The following is a 23,808-nucleotide window of genomic DNA, read 5'->3' as shown; positions in this document are numbered from 1 at the left end:
ATATGATAAATTTCCATCTTCATATCGAGCGCATTCAAAAGCTCCGAGACTGGAGAAGATACGATGAAGCGATTGAAGAAGCTCAGAATCTCATCTCATTAGACCCTGAAATTGCCCAATCTTATTCAATCCTTGCACACGTTTATTCTCATAAAGAAGACTTTGAATCAGCGATTTACTTTTCAAAAGAAGCATTAAAAAAAGACCCTGAGGACTACACCGGCAACTTCCTGCTCGTCAGTTCTTATTATCAGACCGGTAATATGAAGGCCTTCGATCTTGCGGTTGAAGACGGATTGCGATTGTATCCGGACACAGCACATTATTATTATTTAAAAGCCATGAGAGCTTTTCAAAAAAACAAGGTCAAGGAGTCACTTAAGCTGATGGAGAACGCTCTTGCGTATGAGAGTGAAGATCCTGTTTACCTTGCAGCTTACAGTGACTTCCTTCTCCTTGCCAACAAGAAAAAAGAATCCAGGGAAATCGAACGCATTGCCTTAGAAAAAAATGAGAATGATCCGCACGTCTTCTATTCCTTGGCTGGTACTGCTTTTAATCGCGGGGACTACAAGCAGGCCAGAGAGCTGAGCCGTCTTGCTGCCGAAATAGAGCCTGAGGGAGAAGCATACAGAGAGCAATACGTGGAATTATTGAAAACAGCCTATCCGATTCATACATTCTTCCTGCGTATTGTACAGGTTAATTCCTTTTTGAGAAGAAAATCAGCGGTCTTATTATGGATTGTTATGATGTTTATCTTTTTTGTCTTAAACCCGCTCTTCTGGCTGTACCTGTTATGCGTACTGTGTCCTTATTATTTCAGCAATTTCATAACAGGACTGCTTGTCAGACGGAAGCTCGGCATTACCCGAAGGAAACAGAAGGCCAGCATTTCAACTGCCATTCTAACTGGATTATTCATTGTATTGGCTGGAATGGGAGCCGTATCATTCTTCATGAAATAAGTACCTTTTTCAGCACATTCAGCCGTTTCACTTTTTTGTGAATCAGGGTATGGTAAAAAAAGAGAGGTGATTCGTGTGGCATTTAATTATGATGAAGACTTTGAAAACACGGATTTCCGAAAGAATCCAGAAAAATACCGCGTAGGCAGAGGCGAACAGGGTGTCCTGCTTGTAGAGCCCTACAAAAGCGAAATCTTGCCTCATTGGCGCTTTAAGACGCCTGAGATCGCAAAGGAATCCTCGGAAAAGATTTATCATCTGTTTCTGGAATACAAAGATAATGATGACTTTGTCGGTATGGACATGGCGCGGAAGTTTCTTCAAATGGGATATACACGCGCAAGAAGATATGCCAATTATAAAGGCGGACGTAAGTATAAAGAAGATGGAAACATCCATAAACGGGAAATTGACGAGGAAAAAGCAAAGTCTGCTGCCATCTTTAAAGAAATGTGGATTGCCGTCAGAGAAGACGAGGAATATTTGGAATTAAAGAAAGAGCACCAGAAAAAGTATGGATAAAAAAGCCTATCATTGTCAGACAATGATAGGCTTTTTACTTTAGAGCTTATGATATTTCTCTTCAACCAGGCCGATCAGCGGATGATTTTCAGGAAGCTGTGAAACTTCCTGCAATGCACCCGAAATGCCCTTTTCCTGAATCAGCTGCTGAATTTCAACCGCTTCTTCATCTTTGTCAAAGTCATATTTCAGACCTGCTGCAATTCCAGCCGCAAGATCATCAGGTGTGATTCCTTTTTCAAGCAGCCTTCTTGCAGGTGCTACAAGACGGTCATCAAAGCCTAACTTGCGTTTAGGTGATCGTCCGACTCGAGTGACTTCATCGGAAATGTGTTTATTTTCAAATCTGGCGATGATTTTTTTCACATAGTTCAAATGCTCTCCCTCGTCAAAGCCATACTCTTTTACAAGCAGCGTGCTTGTCTCACTCAGAGCACCTTCAACAAGACTTCGAACCTCTGCATCTTCAATGGCTTCCTTAACGGTAGCCAGTCCCTTTTGATACCCGGCATATGCTGTCACAGCATGACCTGTATTTACAGTGAAAAGCTTGCGCTCAATATAAGGAATCAAATCATCAACGTAAGTAACTCCTTGAATGGAAGGCATACTTCCCTTTACCTTTGATTGCTCAATCACCCATTCAAAGAAAGGTTCCACTGATACACTTAGAATATCCGCGTTTTCCTGAATAGGCACGATACGGTCAACGGCAGAATTAGGAAAGCCAATCCATTCTGAAATGGAATGCTGCTCTTCTTCATTTAGATGTTTAAAGATTTCACTCTTCAAATGATCCGTACCGCCAATCATATTTTCACAGGCAATCACATTGGCTTCTGTCTTTTTCTCTTTGAGGCCAAGAGCGATTGTTTTTGCAACAAACTTCAGTATGTTTGGTCCCACTGCCGTGGTAATCAAGTCTGCTTCTGCAATCTTCGCAATGATTTCTTCTGCATTCTCATTGCTGTTGATTCCTTTTACGCCTGAAACAATAAAGGATTCATTTTCATCAGAAGCTAATCTGACCTCGTACTTTCCTTTTTCATTTAAAGCGTCAATAACTTCTTTATTGATATCAGCAAAATAAACTTCATACCCTGCTCCGCTTAGCAAAGCTCCAATAAATCCGCGGCCGATGTTTCCTGCTCCAAAATGTACGGCAATCATCTTAATTCCCCTCTTCAAATAAAGCGATCAGCTCTTGTTTTGAGGTAACTTCAAGCATTTTGTGAACATTTTCTTCTTCTGAGCACAGAATCGCAATTTGAGAAAGAAGCTCTAGATGCTCTCCGTCCTTGCCGGCAATTCCAAACAGAATTTTCGCATCTTCTCCAGTACCGAAGTCTACGCCTTCAGGAACTTGAACAATCGAGATTCCAGAGTAATTGACTTCTTTTTTAGCATCTTCCGTGCCATGCGGAATCGCAACGCCATTTCCCATATAAGTTGTTGATAACTCTTCACGATGAAGCATTTTCTCTATATAGTCTTCATTTACATATCCGTTCTCAACCAGCAGTTTTCCAGTTAAACGAATCGCTTCTTCTTTTGATCCAATTGTTTGATTTAGGAGGATATTTGCCTCGTCCAGTATTTTTTTCATTGTCGCACTCTCCTATTTTATAAATTTTTGTGCAAGCCATTTGTGAAAAGTTTCATTTAATACGGCTGTCATTTTTGTTCCATTGCCTGATTGAAAAAGCTGAAGGTTTTCTTCTGTTTCGATCAATGTCGCACTGATCAGGCTTAAAACCTCAAGCCCTGTATGAGAAAAATCATTTGGTGCAAGCAGCAGCGCAAGGGTCTTCATGTCAATTTCTCCGTTATCCATTCCAGGAACTTTATAAGGATGTTCAAGGTTAAAAATAACGAAAACCGGCTTAACATTGCAGGCATCCCGGCAATGATAAAGTGCCACCGAAGAGTCCGGAATACCGAGTCCCCCAAGCTCCTCTCTCTTTAAAAGCTCGGATGTCAGTGTTTCCGAATCTGTAATGAGACCTTGTTCCTTCAATACCTCTGCTGCTGAAAATAAAACGTCCCGGTGGCTGCCATGATTCGAAAAATGGTAGACTCTGAAATGTCTGAGAATCTCTTTAACGGTTTTTGCTGCTTCATCAAAGACTTCAATTTTTTCAAGCAGGTTGACGTCGCCTAAAGCCTCTGCATAGCTTGGATGTCTGGTCATCTTTTTAGATTTGGGCGTGCTTTTTAATCGTTCGCGGATTTTTTCAGCTTCATGATCCGAGAGCAGCGGTCCGACCTGAATATAATCAGAAGAATCAAGCGGCAGACTGACGGTTGAAATGATTAAATCAAAGTCTTCCAAATTCAGTTTTTTTAAGCCAATCAGCGATGATAAAGCTGTTTCCGTAATTTCAGGTATTTCTTTGTGTATCCTTGTTGCAAGCATCTTGGAGGAGCCAATTCCGCTTGAACAGACGATTAATACTTTATATGAAAAGACCTGTCGTCTTTCCTCAAGGCTTGAACCAAAGTGCAGAACGACAAAAGCCGTTTCATCATCTGGAAAGACAAGCGAAGGAAAAACGAGCTCCAGTCCTTTTTTTACAGCCTCATAGAGCTTCGGATAGTTCTCCTTTGTCTCTTTGGCAAACGGGTTATGTGTGTAGATCCCGTCTTTCATCCGGTAATATGCCGGTTCAAGATGTGAAATCAGTCCATTGTAAAGAGATTGATTGTTTCTAAGCGGAGTGCCGAGTTCATCCGCAACATATTCAATCAGCTGCTTCACATGCAGGGAGATTAAAGAATTCCTTTGTTCAAAGTTGAAATCTTCATTCTGTCTTCTCGCTCTTCGAAGATGAACGGCAATCTGCGTGATTTCCTCTTCTGGAATAGAGACGCTGAACTCTTTCGTTAATTGCTCCCCGATCCGTGCTGCCATTTGAAATTCATCAGATTGAAGCACATCCTGCACATCACTTTTTACGAACGACACTGGTTCTTGCTGCGTCAGCCTTTTCACTGCAACACTTAAATGAATCAATAGGGAAAAATAAGCGTTATCCGCCATTTCATAGGGCATCATTTCGATGATCGGCTTCAATGCATCATCTGCCTTATTAAGATCACAGCTGTTTAAAAAGCCTAAATACGTCTGGCTTTCAGGCTCCCTTAAAGGATCCTTCTCAATAACCTGAATGAACTCCTGCTCATCAATCGTCTCAAGCAACAGCGCTTCAAGCAATCTTCTTTTTGCTGTTTCTTCCCCTGTAAGCTGAACCCCGAATCCTCTTTTTCTTACTAATTCAAGCTGATAAGGTTTGATTTTTTCCTCCACCCGGTCTAAATCATGACTGATGGTTGCTGCAGAAACAAGCAGCTTTGACGCAAGCGCATAGAGCTTCATTTGCTCCCTGGATTGAATCAATTCGCTTATCAGCAAATACACCCGCTCATCTTGAAGATAGTCATAGGAAGACTGCGAGGACAAGTCACTCCGCAGCCGGTCTATATCTTCCTTTAGACCAGTCAGCTTCACTCCTTGCCCTGTCTTCTTCTCGATCACAATCCGGTAATTCGCAAGCGTATCTTCAAGCTTTTTCATTTCTCGGTGAATGGTTCTTGAACTCACCCCGACATCCAGAGCAATCTTGTGAACCGTAATGAAGTCAGGATGTTCAAAAAGCTGCTTTAAAATATCCCGTTCTCTGGCCGTAATATACACATTCATCACCATCCCTGCTTATCTAAGCAAACGGATTACTTCTTTAATCGCTGAACCAGTTCATCATATTTAGGGCTGTTTAAAAAGTTATCAACTGAAAGATGTTCAGCTTGAGGAACTTTAGCCTTTGCACGGTCCGTTAAGTCTTTATGCGTAATAATAATATCCGCATCACTTGGCAAATTATTTATCGCCGAGTTTGTCACATGAATATCAAGATCTGCTTTTTTGAACTTATTTTTTAATACAGAAGCTCCCATTGCACTCGATCCCATTCCTGCATCACATGCGAAGATGACCTTCTCAATATTTATACCAGGTGTTTGTACGGTTTGAGATGATGCTGTCTCCGGCTGCTTGGCTTCCTTCAGATCCCCAACCAATTTTTCATAAACCGGACTGTTTAAGAAATTTTCTACTGAAAGGTGAATCGCATTAGGCAATTTTTCTTTTGCACGGCTTGTTAAATCCTTATGAGTAATGACCACATCTGCATCATTTGGCAGCTGGGCAATTGCTGTATTTGTAACATCAACATCAAGCTCTGCTTTTTTCATTTTATTTTTCAGAACAGAGGCACCCATTGCACTTGAACCCATGCCTGCATCACATGCGAAGACAACTTTTTGCACATTTTGATAATCGTTTACTGCAGTTGGTTTCTTTTCAGCAACTAGTGAGTCTGCAACACTGCTTTTCTTGCCTTTCATTTGCTGCATTTTCTCTGTTGCTGCTTCAATGCTCTCGTCATCAGATGATTTTGATGATTTTAAAATAACACTCGCTACTAAGAATGAAATCGCTGTAGCAACCACTACCCCTAAAATCACCCCTGCAAAGTTCCCTCTTGGTGTCATTGCCAATAGAGCAAAGATGCTTCCTGGAGAAGGAGTGGCTACAAGTCCTGCATCAAACAGCATGAACGTCATGACACCGCTTGCTCCTCCGGCAATAGCCGCTAAGATTAACAATGGCTTCATCAAAATGTATGGGAAGTAGATTTCGTGAATTCCCCCAAAGAAATGGATGATCGCTGCACCAGGTGAAGACTGTTTCGCATTGCCTTTTCCAAATACCATATAGGCAAGCAGAATGCCAAGTCCTGGTCCAGGGTTGGATTCAATCAGGAATAAGATTGATTTGCCTGCTTTGGATGCCTGCTCAATGCCAATCGGGCTGAAAATACCGTGATTGATGGCGTTGTTTAAGAACAATACCTTTGCCGGTTCTACAAAAACACTTGCAAGCGGCAGAAGACCGGCCGAAACGATTGCTTCTACTCCGCCGATAAGAATATTCGTTAATCCAGAAACCAGCGGTCCAACGGCTTTAAAAGCCACAATTGTTAACAGACCGGCTAAAATCCCTGCTGAAAAGTTATTGTAAAGCATTTCAAAACCAGATCTGACCTTGTCCTTGAACATCTGGTCCACTTTCTTAATTAAATACCCGCCAAGAGGACCCATAATCATGGCTCCCAAGAACATCGGGATTTCTGAACCTACGATTACCCCCATAGTTGCCGTTGCACCAACGACACCCCCGCGCAGATCATAAACCATGCGACCGCCGGTAAATCCGATCAGCAATGGCAGGAGATAAGTGATCATCGGTCCTACAAGCTCTGCCAATTCCTTATTCGGCCACCAGCCTGTTGGAATAAATAGAGCTGTGATCAGCCCCCAAGCGATGAATGCTGCAATGTTCGGCATAATCATTCCGCTTAAGTGACTTCCAAAGCGCTGAATGCGAACCTTTATATCTGAATTGTTTTGGTTTGACATATCGTTAACCTCCCCGCTGAATTGAAAGCGTTTAAACTTTATATCTCTATCTTACGACTCATCCCTTCTCCCTACAATTTAAAGAAAACCCAACTTTGTCATATGTACTGTTGCCAACAATAAAAAGATTGGTACAAACGCTTACTGACTAGTAAACTATAAGAAAACAATTCTGGAGGTGCCCATGAACATCCGACTCCTGAACAGACATGATGCAAACCTTTACCGGAACATTCGTCTGGAAGGCTTAAAAAACAATCCTGAAGCATTTGGATCAAGCTATGAGGAAGAACATCTTTATCCGATTGATCTTTTCAAATCGAGACTTGAATCAGATACTGCCTTTACATTTGGCGCTTTTGAAAATGACGAACTTGCCGGTGTCGTCTCATTAGTAAAAGAAATGAAGGTCAAGCTTAAGCATAAAGCTTCAATTTTTGCGATGTATGTCTCTCCTCCATATCGCGGAAGCGGCATCGGAAAAAAGCTGATGTCTGAAGTGGTAATAAAAGCACAGGCGCTTGAGGATACAGAGCAGCTTCAGTTATCTGTAGTGAGCACAAATCAGTCAGCCAAGCAGCTGTACATTTCATTTGGCTTCACGGTTTATGGGCATGAAAAAAGAGCGCTGAAAGCTGATGGCATTTATTATGATGAGGATCATATGGTTTTATTTTTATGAACGGGCTTTTTTCTGTTTCTCCGCCTAAATCAAGGTATTTGCCAACACAAAAACGGACCAGTATTTGGTCCGTTTTTCATATTGGCCGTTCAATTGAAAATACTTCTCCGACTCTTGCATAGTCATTTCCCGCAAGTCTGCTGACAGCTCTAAGTCCCTCAGGATCAATTCTTCCTTTTTCATAGATGCTGTCTTCAACATGAAATTGAACAATTTTCCCGATGATCAAATCGCATCCTGGCAAATCGTCCCCGCCGAGCTCAATCACTTGTTCGAGTACACATTCCATGCGCACTTTGGCTTCTTTGATACCGGGTACAGCAATCCTGCTGCTTTCAACAGGCGTTAATTGCGCTAACTCTACCTCACTTTGGTCCGGCTTGAGGCTGGCTGCCGTGATATTGATTTTTTCAACATTGCCGTCATCCACAATGTGAACGGCAAATTCTTTCAGGCTTCTGATATTTCTGGCAGTATCCTTTTGAATTCCCCCGCTCCTTTGAACAGATACTGAAATCATCGGAGGATTGGCGGAAACAATATTAAAGTAGCTGAACGGTGCTCCGTTTAATGTTCCGTCTTCTGCAAGTGAAGTGATAAATGCAATCGGTCTTGGAATAATGCTTCCGGTTAAAAGTTTATAATTTTCCCTCTCTGTATTGGCAGCTGGATCAATGCTCAGCACTGTCATTCCTCCTTACAGCTCTCTAATTGTAAATGGAGCAAGTACTTTTTTAATTTTTTCTCTTTGCGCCTCATACCATTCTGGCAGCATCAGCTTTTCTCCAAGCGTCTCTTCATCATGTGCAAAACCCGGAGGATCTGTCGCAATTTCAAACAGGATTTCGCCGTGTTCTCTGAAATAGATCGCATTAAAATATTGACGGTCCTGTACAGGAGTGACTTGATATCCGCCGTTAGCTACATGCTTTTGCCACTGAAGCTGATCCTCATCATTTTTTGCGCGGAACGCAATATGATGCACCGTTCCGACTCCCATTTTCCCGCGGCCGATTGGACTCATTTTTAAATCAATCACATTTCCAATCTCACCTGTTGAGCGAAAACGGGTAAAATCTCCTTCCTGGCCGATTTTTTCAAATCCCATGATGGTTTCCAGCAGTTCCGCCGTTTTCTCAGGCTGGGCAGATAAGAGAGTTGCTCCACCAAACCCTTTTATCGCAACATCAGATGTAACCCCGCCAAACTCCCACGTGTTTGGTTCTCCCTCTTCCCGCTCAACAATTTCAAGGTGCAGACCATGCGGATCATCAAACAGCAGATACTGCTCACCGAACCGTTCCATTTTTGAAAATGATACATTCATCTTTTCAAGTCTTGCTTCCCAAAAGCTCAATGCACCTTTTGGAACAACATATGAAGTGACTCCAACCTGACCGTCACCGATTTTCCCCTGATATGCATCAGGCCAAGGAAAAAACGTAATAATCGTTCCAGGTTTACCAGCTTCGTCTCCAAAATAAAGATGATACGTGCCGGGATCATCAAAATTGATTGTTTGCTTTACCAGTCTCAAGCCAAGAATTCCTGCATAAAAGTCCGCATTTTCCTGGGGATGACCAACGATTGCCGTAATATGGTGAATGCCTGCTGTTTTCATAGTCATTGAAAATCTCTCCTTTTTAAGTTGTATCTTCTCACAAATCATCTATATAAAACCTATGCTCATAAATATCTCGAATTCAAGATAATTTTAATTCATTTGATTACACATGTCAATGAATTGCCCATTTTCCAAAATTTTATACTAATTTATTAACAATACTGTACGTCGCACACTATTATAATATTGGAGGTGTCATATGAATGAATTACTGAACTCGTTAACCACTGAACTAAGAAGAGGAACCCTTACAATCGCAGTCCTCAGCAAGCTTCAATCACCTCAATACGGATATTCTCTCGTCCAGCTTCTTGAAAAAAATAACATTATCATCGATCAAAGCACTCTCTACCCCTTACTCCGCAGACTGGAAAAACAAGAACTCCTTATAAGTGAATGGGAACTGACAGAGACTCGGCCAAGAAAGTATTACAAACTGAGCGATTTTGGAAGAGAGGTGTACGAACAGCTAAAAGAGGAATGGCTAAGAACTTCCACTCAAATGAAAAAGCTTTTAGAGGAGGAATGATTCAGTGAATCTGATTCATCTATATATTAATGAGGTTACAAGAAGGCTTCCCGCTAAGTCTCAAGAAGATATTGCCCTTGAGCTGCGCTCAAATATTGAAGATATGCTACCGGAGGACTATTCCGAAGAAGATGTAAAAAAGGTACTGACTAAACTTGGAAATCCCTCTGACATGGCACAAAAATACTCAGATAAACCTAATTATTTAATCGGCCCTGTTTTGTATAATTCCTATCTGTACGTCATGAAAATCTCCCTTGTTGCTGCATTGTGCATCACCTTTTTATCCAGATTTTTTGATGGCATCATCCAGCATCAGAGTGAAGTATCCATTTTTTCTCTCATGCTGACTATTTTCCTGGACATTCTTATCGGCTCCCTTCTGGTAAGCTTTCAAGTTTTTACATGGGTAACTCTGACCTACGCCTTTATGGAACGCGCTGTAACTAAATGTGATCATGTAAAAAGCAATAAATGGACACCTGACGATTTACTTGCTTTGACCCATACTCCTAAAAGAACGATTCCCAGGTCTGAACCCATTTTCGAATTGTTTTTTACGGTACTGTGGGCTTCAATCTTTTTGAACGCATCGAATCTGCTTGGCTGGTATACAAAGGCGGGAACAGGTCTTGAAGACCTTAAACTTGCAGCCCCTCTATTTCAAGCAGATATTCTTAAAATGTATCTCCCCGGCATTGCTGTCATATTTGCAATAGAAATGTTTATAGCAATCTACAAGCTTTATTCAGGCAGATGGAACAAAGGGCTCTCTTGGATCAATGCTCTCAGCAATCTCGTTTTCTGCAGCTTTTACTGCATCATGCTCCTGAATCCAGAGCTTTTCAATCAAGATTTTATCAGCCTGTCGATGGGTTTAATTGGAGTACAGCCTGATAATTACGATGAGGTTTGGTCCCAATGGATCTGGGCTTCAGCTGCCATCGTCATTCTCTATTCAATAGTGGATGTGGCAAAAGGGTTCAGAAACAGCCGAAAGAATATTCTTTAACAAGCAAAAGGTGTTTACCCTGTGGTAAACACCTTTTTACCTCTTATTTAAACAATCGCCTCAAGCGTCACATCAATATTCCCTCTTGTTGCTTTAGAATAAGGGCAGAACTCGTGAGCCTTGTGAACAAGGTCTTCTAATTGACCTTTTTCAATGCCTGTCCCTTTTACGTCTAGTTTTACGGCTAATTTGAAGCCGCCGTCAGCCTCATCTTTTAGAAAGCTTACATTAGCCGTTACCTCAGATTCAAATTTCACTTTTTCATTTCTGGCCATAAGCTGCAGGGCCCCATCAAAACATGCGGCATATCCAGCTGCGAACAGCTGCTCCGGATTTGTAGCTTGAGGCATTTTTTCCGCTCGCGGCGAACCCGGCATAGCAATATCCATGTTGATGACGTCATTTGATGAGTGGACTTTCCCTTCTCTTCCGCCTACTGCTGTAACAGATGTAGTAAATAATGCTTCTGACATGGTCCATACTCCCTTTCATATGTAAATTTTTCTTGCTCTATTTTATTTACCCTGTTTTCACCTTAATATGCGTCTAAATGGGTTTATGAACTAAAAAAGCACTCCTTCTTCATGAAGAAATGCCTGTCCATCAGCTTTTTTGATCTCTTTGTTCATACATGTTGCTGCGGATCTTCATCCATTCGAAAAGATGAGTCACGATCACTTTCAATACCGCATAGCCCGGCACAGCAAGAATAATGCCGACTACTCCGAATAAATTTCCTGCTGTCAGAATCACGAAAATGATGGTAATCGGGTGAATATGCAGATTCCGTCCCATGATTTGAGGGGAAATAAACTTACCTTCTACTAATTGGACAATTGTCCACACAATTATCAATTTGAGCACCATAAATGGTGATGTAACAAGCGCAATGATGAATGCAGGTGTGATTGCAATCGCCGGTCCTAAGTATGGAACAACGCTTGTAAAAGCTGCAATTAGAGCTAGAAGCGAGGCATACTCCATGCCAATAATCAGAAACCCTATGTACATCAGGGCACCGATGCAAAAACTCACAATGATCTGTCCTCTAATATAAGAACTGATTTGATTATTCATTTCATGCATGACCTTATATGTTGAGCCCCGGAATGTAACCGGCATAAACTTAAGAACATACGGTCCAATCTTTTTGCCGTCTTTCAAAAGATAAAACAAAATAAATGGCAGCGTGACAAGCGCAAGAATAAAATCCTTTACGATTCCAACGATATTCCCGATGCCAGCAAACATATTATCTATAATGGTTGAGGCCTGATCAGAAATTTGCTTGGATAGATCTGCAACGTTGATGTTCAGTGTCTTCTGCGCCTGATTTACAAAGTCACTTCCGACAACATCTTTCACCAGCTGCTCAACATCGCTTGTATATTGCGGAAAGCTTTTTATCAGACTCATTACCTGTTCCTTAAGAAACGGGATAACTGACACAATCAGAATGGTCAGCAATCCAATAATCACAATGAAAAGGACCAGGATTGTATAGATTCTTCTAATGCCTCTTCTTTCAAAAAAATCGACAACCGGATTTAATAGATAATAAACAATGGCTGCAAGAATAATCGGCAGCAGAATCGTTTTAATTAATACCTCAATCGGTGTGAAAATAAAAGATACTTTCATAAAGACAAGAATGTTCAATCCGATCAGAAGCAAAATCAGAAGAAACAGAACAAATCTATTATTAAGGATAAACCTTTTAAACGTCCCTACTCTGGGATTTACCGGTTTCATGAGTGTCCTCCTTTTCTCTCTATGCACTCAGATAGAAACACTATCTAAGCTTATTATAGAGGCTTTTTTTGAAAAATGAAAATAGGACCAGCGGTTGATTCCATAAAACCGATCTTTTACTGATTTTGAGGACTTATTGGGCTCCTTTGATCCATAATATCTGATCGTTCACTCAACTTCTTTACAGCGGAAGGGTCTTTTGGTGCTGCAAACACTATTTTGTCGCACTTCTCTGCAGTGGGTGAGCCTTCTTGCTGCTGCAAACTCTATTTTGTCGCACTTCCCTGCAGCGTGTCTGCTTTCTTGCTGCTGCAAACTCCAAACTCCATATCGACGCTCACTTTTGATCACCAAGACAGCCCCAAATTATACTCAGAGCACTTTTCAAAGACAGCAAAAAGGACAATCCAGTCCGGATTGTCCCTGATCCTCCTTCTTATTATTTGCTGATAAACATTTGCGTCCAGTAATGGCCGTAAGATCCGCCTTTAGCGTAGCCTACGCCAATTTCTTTGAAATTAGAAGACAGAATGTTCTTGCGGTGTCCTTCACTGTTCATCCAGGCTGTTACAACGCTTTGTGCAGTTGTTTGACCGGCTGCGATATTTTCTCCGGCATAGCTGTACTGAATGCCAAAGCTCTTCATCATATCAAATGGAGAACCGTATGTAGGCGATGTGTGACTGAAGTAGTTTTTGTCACGCATATCTTCTGACTTGTATCTTGCAACACGGGCAACTTCCCAGTTAGCGGTAAGCGGCTTTAAACCGTATTTCGCACGCTCTTTATTGACAAGCGTGACCACTTCGCTTTCCATACTTTGATAAGCGCTTCCAGAAGGGATGTTAAGAGATTGGCCAGGATAGATCATATTAGCATTCTTAACATTTGGATTGGCTTTAATCAATTCAGGAACGCCAACCTGATATTTCGATGCAATTTTCCACATCGTGTCACCGCTTTTAACGGTATATGTACTTGCAGCACTTGCTTGACTGCTGAATCCAAAGGCTAGAGCGACAACCAACAACATAACTGAAAAAGATTTTAATGTTTTCATAGTTTTATTTTATACGAATACTAGATTAGAAGAATAGCGGTAGTATTTACCGAAAAAAAGCGTTTGACTTTTTCTCCAAAATAGATCTGTCTGTTTTTTGAAAAGGCTTTCTTAAAAAGAAAAAGATAAATCACTATTCTTCGTTTTTTTCTGCAAAAATCTTTGACATTCATATACAAATGATGTAAAGTACCAAATGGACGAACAATTAAATTAGTATTTAACAATAACATTCGTATTTAGGGGTGTATTTTAGATGGAAAACGTATTTGATTATGAAGATATTCAGTTAATACCTGCAAAATGTGTAGTAAACAGCCGTTCAGAGTGTGACACAACGATTGCTTTAGGAAAACATACATTCAAGCTGCCAGTTGTACCTGCCAATATGCAGACGATTATAGATGAAAGAATTGCTGTGAACTTAGCGGAAAATGGTTATTTCTATATCATGCACCGCTTCCAGCCGGAGAAAAGAAGCTCATTTATTCAAGATATGAAATCACGCGGCTTAATCGCTTCGATCAGTGTTGGTGTAAAAGAAGAAGAGTATGGTTTTATAGAGGAATTAGCTGCTGAAAACCTAGTGCCGGACTATATTACGATCGACATTGCCCACGGCCACTCAAATGCGGTTATTGAAATGATCAAGCACATCAAGAAACATCTTCCTGAAAGCTTTGTTATTGCTGGAAACGTCGGCACTCCAGAAGCGGTAAGAGAGCTTGAGCATGCCGGTGCAGATGCAACAAAAGTAGGCATTGGACCTGGTAAAGTATGCATCACGAAAATAAAAACTGGCTTTGGTACAGGCGGCTGGCAATTAGCTGCACTTCGCTGGTGTGCAAAAGCAGCAACGAAACCAATCATTGCTGACGGCGGCATCCGCACTCATGGAGATATTGCGAAGTCTGTTCGATTCGGAGCATCAATGGTGATGATCGGTTCCCTGTTCGCAGGCCACGAGGAATCTCCTGGTGAAACAATTGAAATGGACGGAAAGCTTTACAAAGAATACTTCGGATCAGCTTCCGAGTTCCAAAAAGGCGAAAAGAAAAACGTAGAAGGCAAGAAAATGTACGTGGAACATAAAGGCGCTTTAAAAGATACACTGACTGAAATGGAGCAGGATCTTCAATCATCCATCTCTTATGCAGGCGGAAACAAACTCGATGCTATCCGTACAGTTGATTATGTAGTAGTTAAGAACTCGATTTTTAATGGGGACAAGGTTTATTAATAGTAAAGGAGCAAGGCTTCGAAGCCTTGCTCCTTTTTCTGTTAGCCGGGTATCTCAGTTACACGTTTTTCTTGCGATTTCCTTATACAAAGACCGGATGGAAAAGCTTTATTAAAATTCATGCGTGCAAAAAAAAAGCAGCAGACGTCATCTTTCCACTACGGCTGCTTCATTTCCTTCATTCTTTTATTGGGTGGAACTGACCTTTATGACTGACTCAATGATTTTGCCCCAGTCTTCCGTATGAATTTCATGCCCTGTTCCTTCAAGCGTCACAATTTCTGCATGTGGAATGGCTTTTGCAAGAGCCAGGCCATGTTCAAATGGAAGGGCCGGGTCATCTGTTCCATGAATGATAACAGACGGTACGTCTATCTCTCCCATACGATCCAAGTAATCCTCACCGCCGCCAAGGAGAACATAATTGAAACGGCTTTGTATTTGTTTCGCGCGGCTGTACTCTCTTTCCGCCAGAAGATACATTCTTTCTTTTTCAAAAGACTTGGCACCAGAGAGTACCTTCCATCCTTCTGCGAGATAAGAGATGGATGATTCCCGGTTTGACCAGTCGATTGATGCACTTTTTGCATGATAATCCAAAATGCGCTGATCCATCTGCGGAAGTTCCGCTTGTTCTGTTCCGAATACACTTGATGCGATGATCGTCAGAGTCCGGACACGTTCCGGATTCTTTACAGCCATAATCTGGCCAATCATCCCGCCTAGAGACATGCCTGTGATATGAGCCTTTTCGATCGAATAGGCATCCAGGATACCAATGGCATCATCTGCCAGATCTGTGATCGTATAATGGGACGTCCCTGGTTCGTAAACCGTTGATCTTCCAAGATCACGATGATCGTATCGGATGACGAATCTCCCCTCTTCAGCAAGAAGCTGACAAAATTCCTCATCCCACCAGTCCAGTGAGGACATAGCCCCCATAATCAAAAGTACCGCAGGGTCACCGGGGTTTCCAAAGCTTTCTGTATAAATTTCGACCTGGTTTATATTCAACAATTGTTCGTTCATGTTTTAAATCCTCCGTTATTTTTATTTTTACTTAGCGCTTTGTGAGGCGCAGATCAATAACCTCTCAACGGAGTTTTGGCCTGCACCTTGAATTATCTTTGTTTGATCCATTTGATAATCATGGCGTGACGGCCTCCTTTTCATCATTGATTTATGGCATTACCCACACATTAATTTTACGATTTTTTCCTTAATTTTACATGAATCCTTAGTCGGAGGTATTTTACTATGCGAGATGGTTATCTATCCTCCTTCATACTCAGCTCCCCCACTCTTAGGAAGGTTACAAAAAACCCCTATTCATTTCTTGAGTAAAAAAAATAAAGATGTTTAAAAATAGTTGCGCAATACAACATAACAACGTTCCAATTTACTATTTCGATTATATAAAGTCGTTTAATTCCCACAAAGATTTGTAGCACATAACTCGACCTTTTAAAAATAAAGATGTTTAATTTTAAAAACAAAGATGTTTGATTTCCTATTTTACTTTTTTCACTTGATATTTTTCACACTTTTAAAAACATAGTGTAATTATTAAAAGAAATAAAAAACTATAAATCAATAAATTCTCCCATCTCTATTTGTTCAGTTTCGTTAAAGACATCATTGAATTGGATTGACTTTAAATATATTCTTAATTTATCTGCTGTATTTTGATCACATTTATATACCTTTACATATACTCCATCAAAATCAACATTTAACTTTTTTTCCTTCATTTCACCAATTATTCGTTTAAGAAATCTAATTACTAGCCTTTTAACCTTTTTTTTAGCTTTTGGTGACCAAATATCCCACACTGGTATAATTCTATTACATACATCAGACACTGAAAATTGATAATCCTTTATACCAGCCATTCTCCCCATTGATATTAGAAGAGTAGTTTTTATCTTCTCCTCAATAACCTTTAGTCCGTATTCATCTTTAAAATTTATACTTGGATCTAATGGAATAATATACATTACAGAACCATTTATGTTTCCAGGTGCAATTTTAGAAATTTTTATTTTCTTACTTCCTTGGTTCTCATTGAGATTTATATAAATACCATTACTATTTGTTTCTATACCTATTACTTCATAATCCAGATTACCAGTAATCCCTATTAATTTTTGATTTAAATTATCAAGGACAATATCTAATTCTTCAATATATTTATTATTTGTTGAATACAAGACCTTTAAATCATTAACTTTAGTTGATTCCGTACTTAAACCCAAATATTGTCTCAAAGTATTATTTTCGAGACTTAGGTAACCTAATGCTTGTTTTGCACCTCTGTCTTCTAAATTGTTAGAAAATGAAGATGTCTTACACTCTAAAAGAATAATGTCACCCGTTGTTGTATTCTCGAATATAATTTCAGGTTCTACAATTTGATTTATCTTAGTATTATATTTTTCTTTAAATTTTGTTCGTACTAATGATGGTACAGGCACTTGCTGTCCAATCACTTTAATTTTAATACCTTTTCTTTGCAGATAAGGATAAAATAAAGAATCGTCAGGGTAATCTAAACTCATATGAATAAATAGATTCAGTTGCTGCAAAGGTGTAAGGATATGATCACTCATTTAAACCACTTCCTTGTATAACATCTGAAATAAAATCGTCGTATTTTTTATTTCCAACAAACACTTGCACACCTGGATCTAAAAACCTTTGTATATTAGTAACTAAACGGTGTATCGTATTTCCACAAGTTCCTCTAGGGATAAATACTGTAAATTCATCAGGTGACATATCTAACATAACTTCTTGCCAGATATGTAAATCTAAACCGTATATGTGAACTCTTTGTTCATTTATCCAGATAGGATTACCTAATATCCTAAATGGAGGTTTTCCTTTTTCAAAAGTATAATTCACAAAATTAGAAAAAGTAGTTATTTTTAATGGATTGCTAAATTTAAAAACAACTGGAGTTCCTTGAAACCCTATGGATTGTTTTGAATCTATAGTCTTAATTGTTTCAAAATTTATCCAAACATTATCTTCTAAAATTTCAGTTACATTTTTGTAATCTCTTACTACATCTATAATTTGAGTACGGTGATCCTTAAAGCTATTTGATCGGTTAGTAACTTTTCCATTTTGATAAAATTCATGACCACCTTTTCCTATTAAACTTGGAAGCTTTAAAAGAGAAACAGAGTAAAATTCAGGGAAAATATCTCTTATTTTTTTTATATTAACGTCCATTTCACGTGCTTCTTTATTAATCGTAATAGTAGTAACTCTTTTTTCATCAAAGAAAGCATCGTCCAACAAAATATTGTCATTTGTTATATTATTTAACTGAGGAATTTCAAAAAAAGCATCAAATTCAAATTTCATTTTTATGTATCGATTAGGTGAGTGCATCGTTCTAATTTTATTTAAAAACGAATCGAACATTCTTCCAGAAATCCAAAGAGAATCTAATGATGGGTTTTTTTTGATTAAAGAATTTGCAAGTGCATCAGATTTACGTGCATTATCTATTGAATAAATCACAGAAAATCTACTATCTATTTTTTCAACGAAACCAATAGTTTCTTTTAATCTCGATAATGAATATAAGTTTTCATCAATTTGTTCATGCTCAATATAATTAGATAAAACGAAATTATCTATAAATAAGTTATTTTTATTTTCATTCTTATTAGGCTCAGTTAAGTTCTCATTAAAATTCTCAAATACATAAGACTTCAATAGAGTATTTTGGGTTTTACCTGAATCAATTTGATCCTTAACAACATTTGTATAATCTTCTAAGTATCCAAAAACCTTATCTCTAGACTTCCAATTGTGCAAGGTGTTCTCAACTCCTAAATAGTAAAATAAAAGTCCCCACTTTAGTAGTGAGGACTTTTATGTGCGCTCAGTTGCGCGGGGCGTTTACAACCCAAAACTCTTTTCGCTTGAAGCTGCGCTCAGTTGCGCGGGGCGCTATGGCCCAAAGTAATTATATGACTTATTGGCTAAATTATACATCTTTTAACACTAAAAATCAAGTATTTTTAAGTGGTTGGTACTCTAACTTGTTGTTTTAACAATTCTAGCTCAGCTTTAGTTTTGTTATGATTGTTCCTTTCATTTTCTAATGCAATTTTTAAATCTTTATTTTTGGTGAATGTATTCGGTAAATAATTCTCTAATATTGCTTGATCAATCTCATCTAATTTATTATGTCTTATCTTCACATTCTGCTCATCTTTAGAATATTGATATAGAACTCTTCTTTTATCAATTACTTTAATTGAATCAACTCTAGCTGCACATTCATGTTTTAAGCCATCGTTTTCATCTAAATCGATATGTAAAGGATTATTATTACCATATGATGGAGTTGAAATGGGTGCTATTAGAATCCACCCTTCTCCTTTTCCCTCATCTGTCATTTCATCATATAAAACAACCGCAGGATGCTCAAAAGTGAGCTCTCTATTATAATGACCAAATAACTCAACTAGAATTACATGACCTCTTTCCAAATGTTTATTGAATTTTGTTGGCCTATTCTCTTTATCATGAATATAGCTTTCCAATCCTAGTAACCATTTCATACCATAATCTAATTTGTAATCTACCATTATTTTAAATAATTGATCTAATAACAATTTAAATTCTAATAATCTATTTGGATCACTTTTAAGCTGTGGAATAGGACTAATATCTTTTATTTCATCCAACTGTATCTTATATTCTTTTTTATTTAATTTCTTCATTCCTGCTCCCCCTTATTAATATTATTCTATTTTATCTTAATGTATATGATATGAATACAATATTAGGGAAATTATCATATATTTAGAATTTCCTAGTAACGCTAACAAGCATTTTAATTTTTTACTGAGTTAATATTCCTTTTCTCTTATATCGCTAGAATATTCCAAGAATAAGTATTATAATAGTTTTCCAATTATAAACTCGAAATTTGAACATAAAAAAAAGTGGAAGAAAACCACCTTTTTTCGATTGATATTTATCTCAGTATTAAACATTTAATTCATTTGATTTTATCGTACGCTTTTAATTATTGTTTTGAATTTATGTGGTAATTATTTTGTTCTTTTTTGCTAAATCAATAACTTCTTTTATTGGTATTACTTCATTTGGTACAACACCATTTTCAGTGGCGCCTTTTACTGCAACAGCTATTACTTCATTTGCCATATTAACAACTGGGCCTCCACTGTTACCGCCATATATGTGAGCACTTGTCTCAAAACGTTTTTCGCTAACAAACCCAGTCTTATCAGTATATCTTTCTCCAAGTATAACTCCGTTTTTTATACTAATATCCATATTCTCTCTAAAATTCGGATAACCCACTAATTGAATCTCTTGATCTGGTTCAATTGATACATTGTAATCAAATCCAACTTTTTTTATATCCAAACCTTTTATGCTTAATATCGCAATGTCTTTGATTTTGTCATAACAAAGCAATTTAGCATACTGTTTTTCGTGAGAATATTTTGATCTGTGAATTACAATGTTTTCAGATGAGTCATATTGAACTCCCAATTCTAACATTTCAATATATTCTTTCAAGACATGTTCATTTGTTATTAATCCAATACCCTTTAAAATAAATCCTGTCCCTTGTGAAACAAGAGAGTAATGACGTTCTCCACCAAATGTATAATCATAATTTAAAGATTCAATAACGTAAGTGTTATCTTCCTGAAATTTCTTCTTCGGAACTGGTATTTTTATTAAAGGTAAATCAAAAAATTCTATTGCTCGATTATACCTATTTGCTAACTTCAAAAAAACTTCATCTTCTTTTCCTTTTACTTGACCTACATATGAGATCATTCCTCGTAAAACATCAAACATATCAGGATTCTTATTTTCTTTCCTTTGGCGGAACTTATACTTTTCATTAAACATTGTTTTGGCTACTTCGATATCATCAATGTTTTTCTCAATACAGTGCAATATAGACCTTATTTTTCTTATGTATGTTCTCTCAACGTTTAATTTTTCATTAACTGTAATTCCAGTAACAGATAGATGTTCTTTATTATTATTTAATCTAGTTTTATTCTCATTTATGAAAAAACCATTGCCTTTGACAATTTTGATTACTTCATTTGAAAGTTGGACTGAAGAGTTTTCAATAAATGCAATATCCTTTGGAAACTGATTCTTTTTAGTCGAAAAAGTAATATCATCTGCATATCTACTATAAATGCAGTGATGCTTTCTCGCCAACTTAGTAAGATCTTTATCTAATTTAAATGATAAAATATTAGATATTGCCGGAGAAGTTGCTGCACCTTGAGGTAAAAAACCATCATGGTGGCAACATATATTTGATAAAGTAGAAGCAACAGCTTCATTGAAACCGAAATAATGAATAAACATTGCCCTTACACGACCAAAGTTTATGTTTTCGAAATAGTCTTCTAAGTCGAAATTCAATACATATCTTTGTTTTATATGTTGAGTAGCATTAGATACAATACTACGATCTTTGATAAAACCATGTGCACTTAAATGATTATTATAGACCAAGGATAAAATGTAAGAAAATTTCTTTTGTAAAATCGATAAGTTCTTATTCGGAGCATGAATTGTTCTATCATTCCCGTTTTTTTTCTTTATCTTAAATGTTATATAATTATTTTTTTTTGAGAGGACTATAATTTCCCTCAATTTTTTTACAGGTATCTCCAACATGCGGGCGACATCTTCAAAATTTTCTAAATTTTTAAATTTCCTTTTTATAGCATCGTCTTCACAAACCAATTCAGGTTTCATTCTATTAAGCATTGTTAACTTCCCTCTATTTTAACGTTGGAAAAGCAGGTGTAATTCTACCTCTTTAATTAAGCGCAAAGAGACGATAAATAACGTGAAAATAATAATAGTAGATGAGCAGAGGCAACAGAGCGCCTATATTATACTTTGTAATATTATCGCAGCGATTTCACCACGAAAAAACAATTACAACCTACTTTTCCAATATTTATTATAATATATATTCTTGCAACATTCATTTAAAATCTCTATTAAATAGTTTAAAAAACATAGAAATCTCAACATTCTTCTAGTTCTTCTGTTTATTACTTAAAATGTGATTTTTTCGAAGATATTTTACTCTAATTTTAAGTGTTATTTTGCACATCCAACTTTTAAACCCAGATATCTTTTAGTAAAAGATTAGCTGGGTTTCTTTATTTCTTCCGATTTACAGTTTTTCTAAATAGCGATAAATCGTCGTGCGAGATATGCCCCACTTTTCCGCAACATCTTTAATAGGTGTACCACTTTCAATTAAAGCTTTCATCATTTCAATATCTTTTGGTCCATACTTCTCCGGGCGCCCTCCTAGACGTCCACGCGCTTTTGCAGCTGCTCGTCCTGCAACCGAGCGTTCCTCGATCAGGTTACTTTCAAATTCAGCAAACGCTGCGAATAAGTGAAACATCAATTGCCCCGTTGCATTGCTTTTATCCATAGTTAAGTTTTCTTGAAGACTATGAAAGCCAACACCGTGTTCATTTAAGCTGTTCACAATTTGAATCAAATCTTGCATGTTACGTCCTAGTCGATCCAATCGCCAAACGACAATTGTATCTCCTTCACGTGCATACTGAAGTGCTTCCTCTAAACCAGGACGTTGTTTTTTTGTCCCACTCATCTTATCGTGAAAAATTTTCGTACAACCATGTTGCATTAACGCATCTGTTTGCAAATCTAAATTTTGCAAGCCTGTCGACACACGCGCATATCCAATTAACACCAATTATCACTCTTTCTATTTTTCAAACTGATATAATTGTAACATAACATAAATCCAAACGGGTTAATGAACATAGAATAATGAACAGGGTTTTATTTCATTTATAACAATAAAAAACGTCTCATTCAAATCAAAAAGATGCGTGTTCAGAATAGGACGAGTTTTGGAACAAATAATAATACCTTTTAAAATAAGAATCATGAACTAAAATAACAGATAGCTAATCTGTGTATTTTAATTTTGTTCAGCATTTAGGCCAGATTGTTGCATAAACCTTATTTCATAAACGACCTGTATATTGAAACTATTATAAAAAATGTAATTATTTCCTTTTAATTTCTAATTCTTCAAAATAAAAATGATAAAATCATAGTATAATAATCTGGAGAATATCCATGATTGGCTGGTCCAAATTAAAACCTAATGATACTTTCAATAGCATGATTTAGGTTAGCGGAAAAGATAGATGTACTACATAAGCTAGAATATGCTTCTATATTTAAAGAGGATTTAAATTAGAAAGGTAGATGAGATATATGAGGGTAAGTAGAAACGACCTTTGTACATGTGGAAGTGGAAAGAAATATAAAAAGTGCTGTTTGAATTGGCGCAAGAACTGGGCAGTAGGTATCGATAATCATGAGTGTGAGCAACAAGTTAAAGACATAATTAGAGGTACTTTTGATTTTATAGCAAAGCATGATTATCAAGGGGGTTGTCATTTAGTATCTGCAATTGTGCATATCCTACTAACTGAGAAGGGTTATAATCCAGTTGTGAGACTTGGTGAAGTTCAAGTTGGTGACTATGTATTTGACCATTCATGGATTGAGTTAGATGGTGAGGTAATAGATGTTGCAATTATGAACACACTACAAGATGGTTTTAAATTCCCACCTGTACTATATGGCAAGTCGGTAGTGACAGGAAAGCAAGTCGAATATCAATACGGGGTATCACAATATTTAGATGCTACTGCTCAGTTAGTTATGGGTCAATCTATCGGTCAATATATTATGGAAGGTGAATCACATGGCACGCTTGAGATAATGAAATTGATTGCTGAATACTCAGGAGTTGTGCTTGATAATATTGATTATATTGTTAGTAAATATTTTAATACATACAGACTTCAGTCTGTTGCCCAATCAGTATAAGGAGGGC

General features: G+C 37.8%; 22 protein-coding genes. 7 read left to right on the top strand and 15 right to left on the bottom strand.

Translation table 11 applies throughout. The features are described 5' to 3' along the window. Positions 1–2 precede the first annotated feature (2 nt). Together GJU41_RS21460 and GJU41_RS21455 are read left to right on the top strand one after the other, a co-directional pair. Complete coding sequence (locus GJU41_RS21460) at positions 3–968, top strand: tetratricopeptide repeat protein (protein ID WP_154319527.1); 966 nt, start codon at positions 3–5, stop codon at positions 966–968. 75 nt (positions 969–1,043) lie between these two features. Next, the gene (locus tag GJU41_RS21455; RefSeq protein WP_170292880.1) at positions 1,044–1,490 is read left to right on the top strand and encodes a DUF4385 domain-containing protein; all 447 of its coding nucleotides are present in this window, start codon (positions 1,044–1,046) and stop codon (positions 1,488–1,490) included. A 39-nt stretch (positions 1,491–1,529) separates the two neighbouring features. On the opposite strand, the gene GJU41_RS21450 is transcribed toward GJU41_RS21455, so the two are convergent. The 4 genes from GJU41_RS21450 to GJU41_RS21435 are packed head-to-tail and all read right to left on the bottom strand — an operon-like array spanning position 1,530 to position 6,968. Beyond that, complete coding sequence (locus tag GJU41_RS21450; RefSeq protein WP_154319526.1) at positions 1,530–2,660, bottom strand: mannitol-1-phosphate 5-dehydrogenase; 1,131 nt, start codon at positions 2,658–2,660, stop codon at positions 1,530–1,532. Position 2,661: 1 nt separating this feature from the next. Beyond that, a complete protein-coding gene (locus GJU41_RS21445; RefSeq protein ID WP_070878655.1) occupies positions 2,662–3,096 on the bottom strand; it encodes a PTS mannitol transporter subunit IIA in 435 nt (144 codons plus the stop codon). Between the two features lie 12 nt (positions 3,097–3,108). Continuing rightward, a complete protein-coding gene (locus GJU41_RS21440; RefSeq protein ID WP_170292879.1) occupies positions 3,109–5,190 on the bottom strand; it encodes a BglG family transcription antiterminator in 2,082 nt (693 codons plus the stop codon). 29 nt (positions 5,191–5,219) lie between these two features. Beyond that, positions 5,220–6,968 carry a PTS mannitol transporter subunit IIBC gene (locus tag GJU41_RS21435; RefSeq protein ID WP_154319524.1) on the bottom strand — a complete coding sequence of 583 codons (1,749 nt, stop codon included), beginning with the start codon at positions 6,966–6,968 and terminating at the stop codon, positions 5,220–5,222. A gap of 184 nt (positions 6,969–7,152) precedes the next feature. Here GJU41_RS21435 and GJU41_RS21430 point away from each other — a divergent pair, with 184 nt between their 5' ends. Then, positions 7,153–7,650: a GNAT family N-acetyltransferase gene (locus GJU41_RS21430; RefSeq protein ID WP_070878650.1), complete on the top strand. Its 498-nt coding sequence runs from the start codon at positions 7,153–7,155 to the stop codon at positions 7,648–7,650. Positions 7,651–7,726: 76 nt separating this feature from the next. Here GJU41_RS21430 and GJU41_RS21425 read toward each other — a convergent pair whose 3' ends face one another. Further along, positions 7,727–8,335, bottom strand: coding sequence for a flavin reductase family protein (locus GJU41_RS21425; RefSeq protein ID WP_070878648.1), 609 nt, complete (start codon positions 8,333–8,335; stop codon positions 7,727–7,729). 12 nt (positions 8,336–8,347) lie between these two features. After that, entirely contained in the window at positions 8,348–9,277 is a 930-nt protein-coding gene (locus GJU41_RS21420) for a ring-cleaving dioxygenase (protein ID WP_070878647.1), read from the bottom strand. A gap of 196 nt (positions 9,278–9,473) precedes the next feature. Here GJU41_RS21420 and GJU41_RS21415 point away from each other — a divergent pair, with 196 nt between their 5' ends. Then, entirely contained in the window at positions 9,474–9,803 is a 330-nt protein-coding gene (locus GJU41_RS21415; RefSeq protein WP_070878645.1) for a PadR family transcriptional regulator, read from the top strand. A 4-nt stretch (positions 9,804–9,807) separates the two neighbouring features. Then, on the top strand, positions 9,808–10,815 hold the full coding sequence (locus GJU41_RS21410) for an HAAS signaling domain-containing protein (protein ID WP_070878643.1): 1,008 nt from the start codon (positions 9,808–9,810) through the stop codon (positions 10,813–10,815). A gap of 47 nt (positions 10,816–10,862) precedes the next feature. Here the strand turns inward: GJU41_RS21410 and GJU41_RS21405 are convergent, their stop codons facing one another. From GJU41_RS21405 to safA, 3 genes are all read right to left on the bottom strand, one after another. Further along, the gene (locus GJU41_RS21405; RefSeq protein ID WP_070878641.1) at positions 10,863–11,288 is read right to left on the bottom strand and encodes an organic hydroperoxide resistance protein; all 426 of its coding nucleotides are present in this window, start codon (positions 11,286–11,288) and stop codon (positions 10,863–10,865) included. Positions 11,289–11,418: 130 nt separating this feature from the next. Then, a complete protein-coding gene (locus GJU41_RS21400; protein ID WP_070878639.1) occupies positions 11,419–12,567 on the bottom strand; it encodes an AI-2E family transporter in 1,149 nt (382 codons plus the stop codon). 439 nt (positions 12,568–13,006) lie between these two features. After that, complete coding sequence (gene safA, locus GJU41_RS21395; protein WP_083328334.1) at positions 13,007–13,627, bottom strand: SafA/ExsA family spore coat assembly protein; 621 nt, start codon at positions 13,625–13,627, stop codon at positions 13,007–13,009. Positions 13,628–13,883: 256 nt separating this feature from the next. Here safA and guaC point away from each other — a divergent pair, with 256 nt between their 5' ends. Continuing rightward, complete coding sequence (guaC, locus tag GJU41_RS21390; RefSeq protein WP_070878636.1) at positions 13,884–14,867, top strand: GMP reductase; 984 nt, start codon at positions 13,884–13,886, stop codon at positions 14,865–14,867. A 186-nt stretch (positions 14,868–15,053) separates the two neighbouring features. Here guaC and mle read toward each other — a convergent pair whose 3' ends face one another. From mle to GJU41_RS21360, 6 genes are all read right to left on the bottom strand, one after another. Then, positions 15,054–15,899: an alpha/beta fold macrolide esterase gene (gene mle, locus GJU41_RS21385; protein ID WP_154319522.1), complete on the bottom strand. Its 846-nt coding sequence runs from the start codon at positions 15,897–15,899 to the stop codon at positions 15,054–15,056. Between the two features lie 554 nt (positions 15,900–16,453). Further along, a complete protein-coding gene (locus GJU41_RS21380) occupies positions 16,454–17,479 on the bottom strand; it encodes a hypothetical protein (protein WP_154319521.1) in 1,026 nt (341 codons plus the stop codon). Next, positions 17,472–18,701, bottom strand: a complete 1,230-nt coding sequence (locus tag GJU41_RS21375; RefSeq protein ID WP_154319520.1) for a hypothetical protein — start codon at positions 18,699–18,701, stop codon at positions 17,472–17,474. Before GJU41_RS21375 ends, GJU41_RS21380 begins: the two co-directional genes overlap by 8 nt. A gap of 206 nt (positions 18,702–18,907) precedes the next feature. Beyond that, positions 18,908–19,615: a type II toxin-antitoxin system PemK/MazF family toxin gene (locus tag GJU41_RS21370; RefSeq protein ID WP_154319519.1), complete on the bottom strand. Its 708-nt coding sequence runs from the start codon at positions 19,613–19,615 to the stop codon at positions 18,908–18,910. A 322-nt stretch (positions 19,616–19,937) separates the two neighbouring features. Beyond that, positions 19,938–21,671, bottom strand: a complete 1,734-nt coding sequence (locus GJU41_RS21365; RefSeq protein WP_154319518.1) for a trypsin-like peptidase domain-containing protein — start codon at positions 21,669–21,671, stop codon at positions 19,938–19,940. A gap of 418 nt (positions 21,672–22,089) precedes the next feature. Then, positions 22,090–22,644, bottom strand: coding sequence for a recombinase family protein (locus tag GJU41_RS21360; protein WP_170292878.1), 555 nt, complete (start codon positions 22,642–22,644; stop codon positions 22,090–22,092). Positions 22,645–23,180: 536 nt separating this feature from the next. Between GJU41_RS21360 and GJU41_RS21355 the strand changes: the two genes are divergently transcribed. Further along, positions 23,181–23,801: a YecA family protein gene (locus GJU41_RS21355; RefSeq protein ID WP_154319516.1), complete on the top strand. Its 621-nt coding sequence runs from the start codon at positions 23,181–23,183 to the stop codon at positions 23,799–23,801. Positions 23,802–23,808: the final 7 nt, after the last annotated feature.

Origin of the sequence: Metabacillus idriensis, assembly GCF_009674765.1 — a bacterium.
GTDB lineage: Bacteria > Bacillota > Bacilli > Bacillales > Bacillaceae > Bacillus_P > Bacillus_P idriensis.
This window is presented reverse-complemented; position numbering and strand designations above follow the sequence as displayed.

What these genes read in the sequence shown, in the direction of transcription:
- GJU41_RS21420 (WP_070878647.1), bottom strand. Translation starts at nt 9,277, where the DNA reads ATGACTATGAAAACAGCAGGCATTCACCATATTACGGCAATCGTTGGT.
- mle (WP_154319522.1), bottom strand. Translation starts at nt 15,899, where the DNA reads ATGAACGAACAATTGTTGAATATAAACCAGGTCGAAATTTATACAGAA.
- GJU41_RS21440 (WP_170292879.1), bottom strand. Translation starts at nt 5,190, where the DNA reads ATGAATGTGTATATTACGGCCAGAGAACGGGATATTTTAAAGCAGCTT.
- GJU41_RS21445 (WP_070878655.1), bottom strand. Translation starts at nt 3,096, where the DNA reads ATGAAAAAAATACTGGACGAGGCAAATATCCTCCTAAATCAAACAATT.
- GJU41_RS21355 (WP_154319516.1), top strand. Translation starts at nt 23,181, where the DNA reads ATGAGGGTAAGTAGAAACGACCTTTGTACATGTGGAAGTGGAAAGAAA.
- GJU41_RS21365 (WP_154319518.1), bottom strand. Translation starts at nt 21,671, where the DNA reads ATGCTTAATAGAATGAAACCTGAATTGGTTTGTGAAGACGATGCTATA.
- GJU41_RS21430 (WP_070878650.1), top strand. Translation starts at nt 7,153, where the DNA reads ATGAACATCCGACTCCTGAACAGACATGATGCAAACCTTTACCGGAAC.
- GJU41_RS21370 (WP_154319519.1), bottom strand. Translation starts at nt 19,615, where the DNA reads ATGAAGAAATTAAATAAAAAAGAATATAAGATACAGTTGGATGAAATA.
- GJU41_RS21405 (WP_070878641.1), bottom strand. Translation starts at nt 11,288, where the DNA reads ATGTCAGAAGCATTATTTACTACATCTGTTACAGCAGTAGGCGGAAGA.
- GJU41_RS21460 (WP_154319527.1), top strand. Translation starts at nt 3, where the DNA reads ATGATAAATTTCCATCTTCATATCGAGCGCATTCAAAAGCTCCGAGAC.
- guaC (WP_070878636.1), top strand. Translation starts at nt 13,884, where the DNA reads ATGGAAAACGTATTTGATTATGAAGATATTCAGTTAATACCTGCAAAA.
- GJU41_RS21400 (WP_070878639.1), bottom strand. Translation starts at nt 12,567, where the DNA reads ATGAAACCGGTAAATCCCAGAGTAGGGACGTTTAAAAGGTTTATCCTT.
- GJU41_RS21380 (WP_154319521.1), bottom strand. Translation starts at nt 17,479, where the DNA reads ATGAGTGATCATATCCTTACACCTTTGCAGCAACTGAATCTATTTATT.
- GJU41_RS21415 (WP_070878645.1), top strand. Translation starts at nt 9,474, where the DNA reads ATGAATGAATTACTGAACTCGTTAACCACTGAACTAAGAAGAGGAACC.
- GJU41_RS21435 (WP_154319524.1), bottom strand. Translation starts at nt 6,968, where the DNA reads ATGTCAAACCAAAACAATTCAGATATAAAGGTTCGCATTCAGCGCTTT.
- GJU41_RS21450 (WP_154319526.1), bottom strand. Translation starts at nt 2,660, where the DNA reads ATGATTGCCGTACATTTTGGAGCAGGAAACATCGGCCGCGGATTTATT.
- safA (WP_083328334.1), bottom strand. Translation starts at nt 13,627, where the DNA reads ATGAAAACATTAAAATCTTTTTCAGTTATGTTGTTGGTTGTCGCTCTA.